We start from the raw sequence: 13,834 nt of genomic DNA, 5'->3' as shown, positions 1-13,834 counted from the left end.
ATTGGATGAGGCTCTTAATCGCTATCGAAAGGGGTATTTGTTCGTGAATAATTAGGATTAGTTCCAATCGAGAGAGTGTTTAAATCTTGAAGAAATCTCATTTATGCTTTTAATTTTTTAGAAGGATTCTTTTTATTTGCTTGTAAGATAAAATAATTAGATTGGCTTTTTTGTAGATAAAAAGAAGATTATTCTACCCTTTGAATCGGACTTTTGCCTGTGTATGCAAAAGTTTTTTTATTTTTTTAGGATATTGATTTTACAATCACTTTTCTTCACTTTTAAATTGATAGCAATCTGGGGTATTTACTTTCGATTTGTTTTTGGACTGTTCGGGATTAAGTTTAAGATTGAGGATAAAATAAAAAATGGCACCTGTATTTAGAAAAATATTGCTGTGGATGGATAGAAAATAGGGTATTTGTTTCGTAAAAGTAAATATTAGTGAAAAAAATCATGTTTATTAGAGGTTTTAATTTAGAATTATATATTTTTGCTACGCTAACTCGAAGAAAAATTTAATTTTTAATACAATTATGGCAACATTAAGATTTCAAGCATTAAACGAGTTGCTTTCCAGAGCACCGAAAGAAGTAACGTTACCATCAAATAAGGTAACTGATTATTACGGCGAACAAGTTTTTAATAACGAGTCAATGAGAAAGTATCTTTCAAAGGATTCTTTCGCTGCCGTGCAAGCTGCAAACGTAAAAGGTGGTACAATCGACCGAAAAATGGCTGACGGTATTGCATCAGGAATGAAAGCCTGGGCCATCGAAAAAGGTGCAACTCACTACACGCACTGGTTTCAACCATTGACGGATGGAACTGCTGAAAAGCATGATGGTTTTATCGACTATGGAGACGATGGTAGCATTATCGAAAACTTTTCGGGTAAATTATTAGCGCAACAGGAACCTGACGCTTCTTCTTTCCCATCGGGAGGTATTCGCCAAACTTTTGAAGCACGTGGTTATACCGCCTGGGATACTTCTTCTCCGGCTTTTATTGTAGGAACTACACTTTGTATTCCAACCGTATTTATTTCATATACAGGAGAGGCTTTAGATTATAAAACGCCTTTGTTGAAATCGTTAGCTGCAGTTGACGAGGCGGCTACAGCTGTATGTCAGTATTTCGATAAAAATGTTACCAAAGTACATACCAACATGGGTTGGGAGCAAGAGTATTTCTTAATTGATGAGGCGCTTTATCAAGCACGTCCTGACCTGGCATTGACTGGTCGTACATTAATGGGGCACTCTTCTTCAAAAGATCAGCAGTTAGATGACCACTACTTTGGTTCTATTCCTGAGCGTGTTGGTAGCTTTATGGTTGATCTTGAGTGTGAGGCACATAAATTAGGTATGCCTATTAAAACCCGTCATAACGAGGTGGCTCCTTCTCAGTTTGAGGTTGCTCCTATTTATGAAGAGGCTAACTTAGGAAATGACCACAACCAGATAATGATGGATTTGATGAAGCGTATTTCACGTCGTCATAAATTCCGCGTGTTGTTCCACGAAAAACCATTTGCCGGAATCAACGGTTCAGGTAAGCACAATAACTGGTCGTTAGGTACAGATACAGGTGTTGTATTGTATGCTCCGGGTAAAAATCCTAAAGGTAACCTACAGTTCTTAACTTTTGTGGTGAACACTTTAATGGCTGTATACAAAAACCAGGATTTATTACGTGCATCTATCCTAACTGCTTCTAACAGCCACCGTTTAGGTGCTAACGAAGCTCCGCCGGCAATTATCTCTGCGTTCTTGGGAACTGAGGTTTCCGCTATGTTAGATAAAATTGTTGCTGAGGTACCGGATCATAAAATGACACCGGATGAAAAGACGGCTCTTAAGTTGGGTATTGGTCGTATTCCTGAGATTATTTTGGATAACACTGACCGTAACCGTACTTCTCCGTTCGCATTTACCGGAAACCGTTTCGAGTTCCGTGCTGTAGGTTCTTCTGCCAATGCAGCTGTGTCTACTACGGTATTAAGTGCAGCAGTAGCTACTCAGTTAAGGGAGTTTAAAGTGGAAGTGGACGGTTTAATTGATACCGGTGTTAAGAAAGACGAAGCGATCTTCCAGGTGCTAAAGAAAATCATTATTGAGTGTGAACCTATCCGTTTTAACGGTGATGGTTATTCTGATGAATGGAAAACAGAAGCGGCAAAACGCGGTTTAACCAACATCACCAGTGTACCTGAGTCATTAAGCAAATACTTAGAAGCTCCTGCTAAAAAAGTATTGGTTGACGGTGGTATCATGAGTGAAAAAGAGTTGGAAGCTCGTGTAGAGGTAGAATTGGAAAAGTTTGTGTACAAGATTCAGATCGAATCTCGCGTACTTGCTGATATAGCCATCAACCACATTGTGCCAACAGCTGTTAATTACCAGACTAAGTTGATTCAAAATGTTCAAGGGTTGAAAGACTTATTCACAGAAGAAGAATTTACGACATTAGCAGGAACACGTTTGGATTTAATTAAAGAAATTTCTCAACATACTTCTGCTATTAAAGCTAAGAGAAAAGAAATGATTGAGGCTCGTAAGGAGTGTAATGTTATGGAGGATGGAATTGATAAAGCACATGCTTACGATCAAAAAGTTCGTCCTTACCTTGATGACATCCGTTACCATATCGACAAATTAGAGTTGATCGTTGACGATGAAATCTGGCCATTGCCTAAATACCGCGAGTTATTATTCAACGTGTAAGTTGTATAAGCGATATATATGAAAGGGTCGGCAGGTTGCCGGCCCTTTTTTATTTGCCAAGTGCCCAGTAAATACCGCCAAAAATATGATTTAAAAACAAATCGTTTTTAAATGCCTCAGGCTTATGTCCTAATGATGTGTAAAACACCCTTCCTCCATCGTAATGGTGATACCAGGAAATAGGATGGTTTGCTCCCATTCCTTTTAATGAAATATTGTCGTATCCGGCTGTAAAATTGTAGCTGTTCTCGTCCACAGATAATACAACACGAATATCATCTTTTAGATTTCGAAAATTATACCATTCATCGCTCCAGAGCCATTTGTTGGATAGATGCATCACTGCAGGAAAGTCCTTTTCCTCGACTTTAACAATTGCTGTTTGAAGTTTTGGGTGGTTGGAGAACACTCCTCCTATCAATCCATCAAACCAAGGCTTATTTTTCTTACGGTAAGAACAGGCATGAATGCCAACGAATCCACCATCATTGTTGATAAAGCTTTTTAACGCTTGAATTTGTATGCTATCAAAACTATCTACATTGGCATTTAAAAATACCAACACATCATAAGCATATAACTTTTCAGCTAATTCTTCTGGCTGAAGTGTCCAATCGAAGTGAAACTGGTGTTTAATTGACATTTTTTGAAAGGTTTCTATAGCAACAGGTATACAATCCGAATGCCACTCATCCTCTTGTGTAAATAGTAATAATTTGAACTGATTTTGTGACATAATAAAAGTTGAAGAATGTACAAATATTAGAACAGTTATCCATTTTAAAGTATTTTTCATGGTTGTAACATTTCAAAGTGAATATATTCCCATGCTAATGCAGCACTGTACAATGGTGGAAAACTATAATCCTCAACTTCGGCAACTAAATATTTGAGGTTGGAAGTATCAGCATTTTTAAGTATCGTTTTAAAGCCAATTTTACCACTTTCTCCGAGCTCCTTATAATCTTTCATATGCCAACTAATAAAACGATCTGGGTACTTAGTGAAATAACCTTCTATATCAGCTCCCCCTGCGTGCATCCAATATAAATCTGCTTGAAAATGTACAAATTCAGGGTTCGTATTTTCTAGAAAATAATCATACACTTTTATCCCATCAATTTCTTTGAATTCATCTGCATGGTTGTGATAAACAAATAGCAACCCACTTTCCTTGCATAATTTTCCTACCGCATTATAATAATCGCAATATCTTTGTAAAACTACTTTTGTTTTTATACTTTTTATTTGATTGTTTGATGTTGAAAGGTAAGAAACGCCCGCCTTTTTATGATCACTAATACATGTGCTCCACCACTCCATTGCTTCGCTCCAATTCTTCTCGTCCGGAAGATTATAGAAAGTCATGGAACCTTTAAATTGCATACCTGCTTGTTCGACTATAGATTTAAAATACTGTGCTTGCATACCATAAAAAGCTCCATTATTATAGACAAAGGTTTCCACAAAATCATATCCCATCCTACCCAACTGTTTCAATGTTCCTATAGCATCTTTCTGCATTTCGTCATGAACCGATACCAACTGAATGCCAATGTGATTGTTTTTCGGATTCTGCTTGATGTATCTTGTTTTCCAAAGGCTGTTATTTTCTGTATCAAGACCCTCAACGATAACATCAGTAAAACTCTGGAAATTGAATATAACCTTCATGGTAGGTTTACCGTTTAAATCAGCATCTTGCATCATCCATCTATTCTCAGATGTAAACTGACCTTTACCAGTAAAAAAATCTCCTATATCATTATGTCCTGCTGCAAATATATCTTGGCTAATACGATCAAAACCGATTAGTTCATGTAGAATGGGATGGTAATCTTCTCCAATTAATCGTAACACCTCTACATTTAAAGAATGATGATTTGTATTAGATGTGTTGATCATCTTAAGTTGCGGATTGGATGCGATAGAATCGGTATTAGGATGTATGGTACTCACCCACTGACCAGCATATTGATGCAAACGATCTTTTTGTGTAGAGATCGTATATTTTTGAGCGAATAATTTGTAGGGTGGAAGAAAGGTAACAGCCCAAATAAAGCTAATCAGTATAAAATAACGCATGGTTTATAATTTATTTTTTCAAACTCTAATACAACAAGCGAAAGCCTAATGGCAAACAAAATTTCCCAAGTAAGAATTACCTTTTTGTTATTCCATTAAAACTTCCACTTATGCTATTTAATTTTCATTACAGACTAGCTGTGCCTACGCAATATATAAATCAACCTTCCCTTGCACACAGCAGACGATGATTGTATTTATTCTCCTGAATATTCAAACCACTCAAAAGCAGCCTGATTACCAGAGTCTCCAAATGCAAACATCCCAAAATAAGCACCAACAAAACCTCCAGCGGTACGTGTGCTCAGAAAAGTTCCGTCCACATTGGCAGCAACAGAAACCCATTCTGCTGTAATCGCGCGATAGTCAAAATCATATGAATTACAACGCGCTGTTATACGCAATTGAATGGAGCCGTCAACATCTTCGTCTGAAATTGCTTTTTCAGCCAGTACTTCTTCTCTTTTAACGAGTCGAACAACATGTTGTCCGTCCGATTTAGAAATAAGTAAGCCATAAAAATGATTTTCATTCTGAAAAATTGTCAGTCCTGCTGCTTCTTCTTGGTTAACCGCTTGAAAATTCAAACTAACCGTTGATGAGCACAAAGAATGTTGCTGTCGGCGTCCGATGAAAGAAGGGTTCCCAGACCCGGTTAATGGCACCGGACGACATTTAATAACTAACTTTCCGTTTTTTAACTCATACCAATTATCCGTAGGAACGCGCAAAAAACTCCAAGTTAACGAAAGGAAATCCTTTTCAAAGTTATCCCGAACCGTAAATGAACCGTTCAAAGGTTTATAACCTTCAGGTGCGTATTCATTCAACATAGGCCTAGGATAAACACGTTTCAATGCTTCATCTTTTTCGCCAATTATTGGCCAGCCTTGTGACCAGTCAACCGGTGCCATGAATGTTTCGCGGCCGGTATTAAAATGATTTTCAACCGTTGGAGCATAAGGCTGACAACCAAGAAAAACAGCCCACCAATTACCATTCGGCAGTTTTACCAGGTCTGCATGTCCTGTACAAGTTATTGGATGGGGACGATCAACCGGAAGTTTGCTTTGTGTTAAAATGGGATTACCTGAAAATGCCTGCCAAGGACCCCAAACGGATTTACTTTTAAATACAACCTGCGAATGATTTTCAGCTGTACCCCCCTCTGCGGCACACAGAAAATAGCTACCCTCTTTTTTATAAATATGAGGACCTTCAATCCATATTGGTTGTTGACTAATATCAGATCCTCCATCAACGATAATTTTTCGTTCTCCAACAAGTTTATTCGCATTCAAATCAAACTGTTGAATCCATATAGCTCGATGACCTTCATATAAAGGTTCATTATTAGGAGCCGGACCATTATTAACAATGTAACAGCTATCGTTATCATCAAAGAAAATAGAAGGATCTATTCCATCAACTTCAGGAAGCCATACGGGATCAGACCAGGGGCCTGAGGGATCCTGTGCCGTCACAAAAAAATTCCCATTTTTCCCAACTAAGGTAGTAATCAGAAAGAACGTTCCTTTATTATACCTAATTGTTGGAGCAAATATTCCTCTTGAGACACCTAATCCATCCAAATCAATTTGGGAGGGACGGTTAAGAACATGTCCGATTTGTTTCCAATTGGTCAGATCACGACTGTGAAAAATCGGAACACCCGGAAAATAACTAAAAGTAGAATTTACCATATAATAATCATCACCGACCCTACAAATGCTAGGGTCGGGATAAAATCCGGGCAATACCGGGTTGTAAATTACTGCTTCAGGATTCTTTTCTGAATTTCCACAGGCCACAATACTGAATACAATCCAGGTAAGGAATATGCATTGAATTAAAGTTCTTTTGCTATTCTCCACCTTCTATCGTTTTAATAGTTCCGTCCGCGTTATATTCCAATTCAACCACTTTCATACTTCGAAGCCAAGTTTTACCTCCGGAAGGGACACAATCGTGATGAAATAAATACCACTTACCCTGAAATTCGGCAATAGAATGGTGAGTAGTCCAACCGACAACCGGAGTTAAGATAACACCTTGGTAGGTAAATGGTCCGTAAGGGTTATCACTCGTTGCATAACACAATAAATGGGTGTTACCAGTAGAATAAGAGAAGTAATACTTGCCATTGTATTTATGCATCCAGGAAGCCTCAAAAAACCTACGATCATGATCTCCTGCTAAAAGAGGGTTACCATCTTTATCTAAAATTTGCAATTGCTTAGGTTCTTCGGCAAATTCCAACATATCATCGCTTAATTTTGCCACTATTGGTTTTAAAGCAGGCTCATCATCAGCAGGTTCAGTACCACATTCAATGGTTTTGTTATTACGGTAACGTTGTAACTGTCCACCCCAAATACCACCAAAATAAATGAAGTATTCTCCATTATCATCTTTAAATACACATGGGTCGATACTGTAGCTGCCACGCATCGGATGGGTAAGTGGAACAAATGGACCTTCAGGCGTATCACTTTCTGCAACTCCAATTTTAAATATGTCATTATGATTTTTGGCAGAGAAGTATAGGTAATATTTTCCATCTTTTTCAGCTACATCTGAATCCCACATTTGACGACTTGCCCATGGTACATCATCCACATCCAATATCACACCATGGTCGGTGATTTCTCCATCAATCGAATCCATAGAGTAAGCATGATAGTCGCGCATATTAAAATGATCCCCGTTGTCATTTTCTGGCACTCCCGACTCAAAATCATGTGATGGATATATGAATAATTTATCATTAAAAACGTGAGCTGAAGGGTCAGCTGTAAATAAATCCTTAACTAAGTACTTTGCTTTTTTCATTTTACTATATTTTAATCAAGGGTTCTCACCCTAATTGGATGTTATGTCCTTGATTTTATTAAAAAATGATTTCTTTCGCTTTGAGCTTATTGTCCAATCCACAGGTACACTTTGAAATCCATGCTCATAGGACTCTCCTTCCATTCTAAAATCGAAATATCCCCAGGATGCATATGCTACAATAGCACTCTTAAAATTATTACTATCCTCTTCGAACATAAAATGATCATCTTCATTAAAAAGGATAGGTTTATTAGTATAAGCCAAACTGTTTTTAACGGCATCAACCATTTCTGTAATTTCCTTTGCGTTATCAACCCCGTTTCCATGGAGCAACACAAAATCTGCTTGGTCAATAATTTCAGACGTTGGTATTTTTCCTCCACTAAAACTTGTGCTTACCAATAAGCCTTTCTCTTGAACGAGCTTAATCAACTCTACTATTCTTTCTGGCTTTAAAATATTATGGTCGTAATAAATATCACACTCATTTGCTATTTCAACAAGAATATTTCTATATCCTTTTTTTATAAGCCAATCTGAAATGTTATTAACTGCATTAACTACAGCTTGTTCATTTTCGAGATGTTCATCCTGACCAAAATAGAAGTATCCTAAAATAACGACCATTCCTAACTGATCGGCCTTATCTAAAATTTTCTGCAAGCGCAGCATATAATCTGGTCGTAACTCTCCTTTGGGATCAAAAGCCGAATTTATCCAACCCTCATTACCATATCCCAATGGGCTACCCCCTTGCATATTTAAGGTAAAAGCCAATAAGCCATGGTCATACCAATCACCCATTGCCATAACAAATTCGTTGGTATTTCTATCCGCATCCCATGTTTTTGTGTCTGGATAAATAAAACCTGATTTTGTGTTGGGGTTAAGGTCATCAAAAATACCTTGTACCATCCTTGCATTCATCAACAATCCTTCAATGGGATAATTGTTCCATTTTACACCTTTGTAAGTTAATTCCCCATTGATATAAAACTGATTATCTTTAATGGAAACCGTAGTACTTTTATTTTTACTGCAGGATATGACCCCAAGAAACACAATCGTGATTAATAAAAAATACTTCCCACTTTTCATTGTTCTACAAGTTTTATCAATTTATTTAATACTGGCTTTGCCTTGTTATTTCTATCGAACAATAAAGGATAATCCGTACGTCCTGATATAGGCCAATAATTACGCCAGGTTTGACTATCGTTTACTCCCCAAAAAGTAATTCTACTAATTTTATCATGATTTCTCAGGTACACCTTAAATAAGTCTACATAATGGTCAGCTAAAGCTTGCTGCATGGAATCTGGCAAAGCAGTGACATATGGATTAAACTCAGGCTTATTTTCGTACGACTGACTAACCTCAGCTGTAAGCTCTTCTGTTGGAAAAGGAAGTACCGATATATCTAATTCTGTAATCATTACTTGAACACCAGTTGAAGAGAAGGCATTTATACTAGCTTCAATGTCAGAAATCAGATCCATATCTAAACCATAATGTGCCTGCATTCCTACACCATCAATCCTAACACCTTTTTCCTGAAGCGATTTAACTAATCGAACAGCTCCTTCTCTTTTTTCAGGTTTATACATGTTATAATCATTATAATATAACTCTGCAGTTGAGTCGGCTTCATGTGCAAATTTAAAGGCTAATTCAATAAAATCAGGTCCTATTATATTGTACCACTTACTTTGACGTAATGTACCATCTTCGTTTAATGCTTCATTCACTACATCCCAACCGTGTACCTTACCTTTGTAACGTCCCACAACCGTTGAAATATGCGTTCTCATTCTTTCAATTAACGTATCTCTTGATACTTCAATTCCTGCATTATCCACAAAAATCCACGCAGGAGCTTGCGAATGCCAAACCAAAGTATGTCCCACAATAAAAGAGTTTGTTTGCTCTCCTTGCTTTATAAGACCATCTGCTTGTTTAAAGTCGAATACGCCCTGCTGTGGTTGAAGCACCTCGCTTTTCATACAGTTTTCGGCCACTATTGAATTAAAATGCGTTCTAACAACTTTTAAGGATGATGTATCTTCACCTAAAACTTGAGCTGTATTTAAGGCTGTTCCTATTAAAAATTTGCCTTCGTAAGCTTTCGAAAGCGTCATTACTTTGTCTTTCGATGTTTTTGCTGGAGAAGAGCATGAGCTTAATCCCAATACTAAGAACCCTGCAAGTATATATGATAATTTTGTCTTTAAATTCATGTGTCTTTATTGGTAAAATTAATTTCTGCGAGATCTTAAATCTTCTTCAATTTTTACTTCCATCTTTTTATTGATCTCATAAAAGAAGAGACAGCCACCTCCCAGCAAAAAAGTGATTGTTGGAAATACACTAACCGAAAGCAGAATGCCTTTTATAGTTTCAGGAGCTTGAATAGTCAATTGCTCGTTATATCCATAGGCCGCAAGAATACCGGCTACTAATGCACCTCCAATACTCAATCCTGCTTTTAAACCGAATATCATAGCTGAAAAGATTATAGCTGTAGCCCTTCTATTGTTTTTCCATTCCGAATAGTCCGCTACATCGGCAATCATAGCCCAAAGCAAAGGAATCGTAATACCGTAGAAAAATCCATGAAGTATTTGCGTTATAAAAACAATGGTAATTTTATTAGCTGGGAAAAATAAAAATGCCAAAACACAAAGCGTAGATATAATTAAGGCTACAATAAACACATCTCGTTTTCCATATTTATCGGCCAATGGTTTTGAGAAACCAATTCCTACAATCATAAAGATAATTCCTCCTGCGTTGAATAAACTAAAAGCAGATGTTACCGGATCATCGGGCCAATCAAAACCCGAAAATGTATATTTTAACGATGCTATTAAATCAACAAAACCAATGTTATTTAAAAATGCTGCAAGTGCTTCTTTATTTAAAAAATTGTCGAAGTAATAAATATACATTCCTCCCTTCAGTGCTAGCGTAATAAAAATAAGAATAGTAAGCACTAACATGGCAATCCAAGGTTTATTCTTAAAGAGATCTCCTAGGTCTTCTTTTAAAGATGACTTCTGATCTTTGGTAGGAACAATTCTTTCTTTAGTCGTTAAAAAAGTGATGATTAAAAAGATGACTCCCACGATGGCAAATACAGTCATTACCTTTTCGAAACCAACAGCTTTATCACCATCTCCAAATATTAAAACTAAGGGTAATAATAAGCCCTGTATCGTAAACTGAGCAACCATCACAGCCACAAAACGATACGAAGAAATGCTATTACGTTCTGCCATATCGCCTGTGATAACACCACTTAACGCGGAATAGGGTAGGTTACTTGCCGAATAAATCATCACTAATAGCACGTAAGTAGACATGGCATATATGATTTTGCCCTGAGGTCCGAAATTAGGTGTACTAAAAGCTAATATAGCCATTGCACCAAAGGGTATGGCTGTCCATAAGATCCATGGTCGAAATTTACCCCAACGTGTATTGGTTCTATCAGCAATGGCTCCCATTATAGGATTGAAGAATGCACCTATCATACCTCCAACAAATATGATGGCAGAGGCACTTGCTGGAGGAATCTTATACACATCGGTGTAAAAGAATGCCAGAAAGGTCATCAATGTCTGAAAAATTAGGTTGGCAGCCAAGTCGCCGAGGCTGTATCCTATTTTTTCGATTACTGATATTTTTTGTGATGGTTTATCGCTCATATTTTGAATAATTTCTTAGAAAATAAGATGTGAATTTCTGACCTTAAGTGAAATCAATACAAAAGGTTAATGCCTTATCAACAATATCTTACTTAAGTCTACTTAGAGTCTGTCTTTTAAGTCCGATAACTGCGTTATGCTTATTTTGAAAACAGTCATTTACAAAAGTAAACTCCTTATTTTCAAAACTTCACAAGCCTTGTTCTCGAACATAAAATCTCAGACTCTTAAAATATGAAGACTTATGGACAGACTCTACTTAGAATTGACAGTTATTTTTTGTTTTGCTATGATGTTATCTGATGAATTACCAATATATACCGTGTAGTTTCCATTTTCAATATTCCAGTCGGAAATAGTTTCATCATAAAAAGCCAAATCACTTACAGGTATTTCGATCGTTACATTTTGACTTTCACTGGCTTTTAGATAAAGCTTTTTAAAGCCTTTTAATTCTTTTACAGCCCTATCAACTTTCGATTTCGTTTTACCCACATAAATCTGTACAACTTCTGCCCCATAAATATCACCCGAGTTTTTAACGTTAAGGTTGATCTTAATGGATTCATCTTTTATATAAACTTTTTTGTCGACCGTTACATCTTCCATTTGGAAATTTGTATATGACAATCCATATCCGAAAGGAAATTGCGGTTTAATCTTTTTTGTATCATGCCAGCGGTAACCAACCAAAATATCCTCCAGGTAGTTTTGTTTTATGCTATCTCCCGGGTAGGATATTTCTCCAAAATGATGCGCTGCATTATCTTCGAGTTTAACCGGGTATGAAAACGGTAACTTTCCTGATGGATTTATAACTCCACTTACAATATCCGCCAACGCATTTCCTGCTTCGCTACCATTATACCACGATTGAATTAATCCCTTTGTTTTGCCAAGCCATGGCATTTCAACAGCATTTCCACTGACCAAAACAACTCCCAGGTTAGGATTAACAGCTAATAATTTGTCAATGAGCTCATCTTGACCAAAAGGTAATTTGTAATGTTTTCTGTCTCCTCCCTCACAGTCCTGATGGTGACTTTTATTTAAACCGCCTACATACAAAACAACATCAGCTTTAGAAGCTACTTCAATTGCTTCTTTTACCAATGCATCGGCATCAAGTTCCGAAGGAATTACTTTTTCATAAACAGAAGGTCCTGAAGCATACCCCATGGCATGTAGCACCTTGGCATTTGTAAAACATTGTTCTATTCCTTCCAATGGCGATATTTCATATTTAGCTTTAAGCTCCGATGAACCTCCACCAATAGTCATAGAACGTGTAGCATTCTCTCCGATAACTGCAATGGTTAATTTGGCATTCTTGTCTAGAGGAAAAAAGTCATCCTCATTCTTCAATAATACAATACCATCGGCAGCTACTTTCCTGGCTATTTGAGAATGCTCAACATTGTTCATTCGCCCATAGTTACGGTTAGGGTTCATGCTGGTACGTAGCATCAGTCGTAAAATACGACGGACCTTATCATCTATAACTGATTCTTCAATCTCTCCACTTTTTAATTTCTCCAGAAAAGGTTTAGCCAGAAAGTAATCGTCGTAAGCAAATTTCTCCGAAGCCGTCAATCCATTGGTCCATGTGCCCATTTCTATATCCATACCATTCATAGCGGCTTCATCGGTATTATGAACACTTCCCCAATCAGAAATGACAACTCCTTCAAATCCCCAATCTCCTTTTAAAATTTCATTCATTAAAAGTTGATGGTGACTGGTATGCTGCCCTCTGAATTGGTTATATGCACCCATAATTGACCATGTTTCACCTTCTAAAACGGCAGCTTTAAATGCAGGTAAGTAAATCTCATGTAACGCTCTATCACTTACGTTTACACTAATGTGGTTTCTCCACATCTCCTGATTATTTAGTGCATAATGTTTAACGCAAGCCGCTACTCCATTTTTCTGCACTCCTTTTATATAAGGAACCACCAATTGGGAAGCCAGATAGGGATCCTCGCCCATATATTCAAAATTTCTTCCGTTTAGAGGAGTACGATAAATGTTAACACCTGGCCCCAGTAAAACATCTTTTTTACGATATCTGGCTTCTTCTCCAATAGCTATTCCATACGCATGGGATAGTTCCTGATTAAAGGAAGCGGCCAGACAAGTCAACGCCGGGAAAGCAGTTATCGAATCATTGGTCCAACCGGCATAACCCCAATCATCCCAATTAATCTCCCCTCTAACGCCATGTGGACCATCAGACATCCATAATTCAGGTATACCTAATCGTGGTACTCCTGGAGTACTAAACTTAGATTGAGCATGACACATGGCAACTTTCTCCTCCAAAGTCATCTCCTCCATTATTTCATCAATCTTTGAATCTAGCATTTCTACTTTTTGTCCATTTATATCTATCAAACCTGCTGATAGAATCAGTATGTATATTATAAAGTTTTTCATTCACCAACGTTATTAAATAATGATTCTCCATCAATTATGCCC

Annotated in this window: 9 protein-coding genes; 1 reads left to right on the top strand and 8 read right to left on the bottom strand. The window is 37.2% G+C overall.

The window, feature by feature from the left end; all coding sequences use genetic code 11:
• Positions 1-536 precede the first annotated feature (536 nt).
• On the top strand, positions 537-2,726 hold the full coding sequence (locus ACRD64_RS02085) for a glutamine synthetase III (RefSeq protein ID WP_430931496.1): 2,190 nt from the start codon (positions 537-539) through the stop codon (positions 2,724-2,726).
• A gap of 49 nt (positions 2,727-2,775) precedes the next feature.
• Here the strand turns inward: ACRD64_RS02085 and ACRD64_RS02080 are convergent, their stop codons facing one another.
• From ACRD64_RS02080 to ACRD64_RS02045, 8 genes are all read right to left on the bottom strand, one after another.
• Positions 2,776-3,522 carry a ThuA domain-containing protein gene (locus ACRD64_RS02080; RefSeq protein WP_430931495.1) on the bottom strand — a complete coding sequence of 249 codons (747 nt, stop codon included), beginning with the start codon at positions 3,520-3,522 and terminating at the stop codon, positions 2,776-2,778.
• A complete protein-coding gene (locus tag ACRD64_RS02075; protein ID WP_430931494.1) occupies positions 3,519-4,811 on the bottom strand; it encodes a sugar phosphate isomerase/epimerase family protein in 1,293 nt (430 codons plus the stop codon). The genes ACRD64_RS02080 and ACRD64_RS02075 overlap by 4 nt, the downstream gene beginning before the upstream one ends.
• Before the next feature lie 197 nt (positions 4,812-5,008).
• Complete coding sequence (locus ACRD64_RS02070; protein ID WP_430931493.1) at positions 5,009-6,685, bottom strand: glycoside hydrolase family 43 protein; 1,677 nt, start codon at positions 6,683-6,685, stop codon at positions 5,009-5,011.
• Positions 6,675-7,643 carry a glycoside hydrolase family 43 protein gene (locus ACRD64_RS02065; RefSeq protein ID WP_430931492.1) on the bottom strand — a complete coding sequence of 323 codons (969 nt, stop codon included), beginning with the start codon at positions 7,641-7,643 and terminating at the stop codon, positions 6,675-6,677. Before ACRD64_RS02065 ends, ACRD64_RS02070 begins: the two co-directional genes overlap by 11 nt.
• Before the next feature lie 30 nt (positions 7,644-7,673).
• Positions 7,674-8,744, bottom strand: coding sequence for a hypothetical protein (locus ACRD64_RS02060; protein WP_430931491.1), 1,071 nt, complete (start codon positions 8,742-8,744; stop codon positions 7,674-7,676).
• Complete coding sequence (locus ACRD64_RS02055; RefSeq protein WP_430931490.1) at positions 8,741-9,883, bottom strand: endo-1,4-beta-xylanase; 1,143 nt, start codon at positions 9,881-9,883, stop codon at positions 8,741-8,743. The genes ACRD64_RS02060 and ACRD64_RS02055 overlap by 4 nt, the downstream gene beginning before the upstream one ends.
• Positions 9,884-9,901: 18 nt before the next feature.
• On the bottom strand, positions 9,902-11,353 hold the full coding sequence (locus ACRD64_RS02050; RefSeq protein WP_430931489.1) for an MFS transporter: 1,452 nt from the start codon (positions 11,351-11,353) through the stop codon (positions 9,902-9,904).
• A gap of 255 nt (positions 11,354-11,608) precedes the next feature.
• Positions 11,609-13,792 carry a glycoside hydrolase family 3 C-terminal domain-containing protein gene (locus ACRD64_RS02045; protein WP_430931488.1) on the bottom strand — a complete coding sequence of 728 codons (2,184 nt, stop codon included), beginning with the start codon at positions 13,790-13,792 and terminating at the stop codon, positions 11,609-11,611.
• Between the last annotated feature and the right edge of the window lie 42 nt (positions 13,793-13,834).

This window comes from Saccharicrinis sp. 156 (assembly GCF_050589685.1).
In the GTDB taxonomy this organism is placed as follows: Bacteria; Bacteroidota; Bacteroidia; order Bacteroidales; family Marinilabiliaceae; genus Saccharicrinis.
Note: the sequence above shows the minus strand (reverse complement) of the source record. Positions and strands in the feature narration are given on the sequence as shown.

Coding starts and splice junctions, on each gene's coding strand:
- ACRD64_RS02085 (WP_430931496.1), top strand. CDS start 537: ATGGCAACATTAAGATTTCAAGCATTAAACGAGTTGCTTTCCAGAGCA.
- ACRD64_RS02080 (WP_430931495.1), bottom strand. CDS start 3,522: ATGAAAAATACTTTAAAATGGATAACTGTTCTAATATTTGTACATTCT.
- ACRD64_RS02075 (WP_430931494.1), bottom strand. CDS start 4,811: ATGCGTTATTTTATACTGATTAGCTTTATTTGGGCTGTTACCTTTCTT.
- ACRD64_RS02065 (WP_430931492.1), bottom strand. CDS start 7,643: ATGAAAAAAGCAAAGTACTTAGTTAAGGATTTATTTACAGCTGACCCT.
- ACRD64_RS02060 (WP_430931491.1), bottom strand. CDS start 8,744: ATGAAAAGTGGGAAGTATTTTTTATTAATCACGATTGTGTTTCTTGGG.
- ACRD64_RS02055 (WP_430931490.1), bottom strand. CDS start 9,883: ATGAATTTAAAGACAAAATTATCATATATACTTGCAGGGTTCTTAGTA.
- ACRD64_RS02050 (WP_430931489.1), bottom strand. CDS start 11,353: ATGAGCGATAAACCATCACAAAAAATATCAGTAATCGAAAAAATAGGA.
- ACRD64_RS02045 (WP_430931488.1), bottom strand. CDS start 13,792: ATGAAAAACTTTATAATATACATACTGATTCTATCAGCAGGTTTGATA.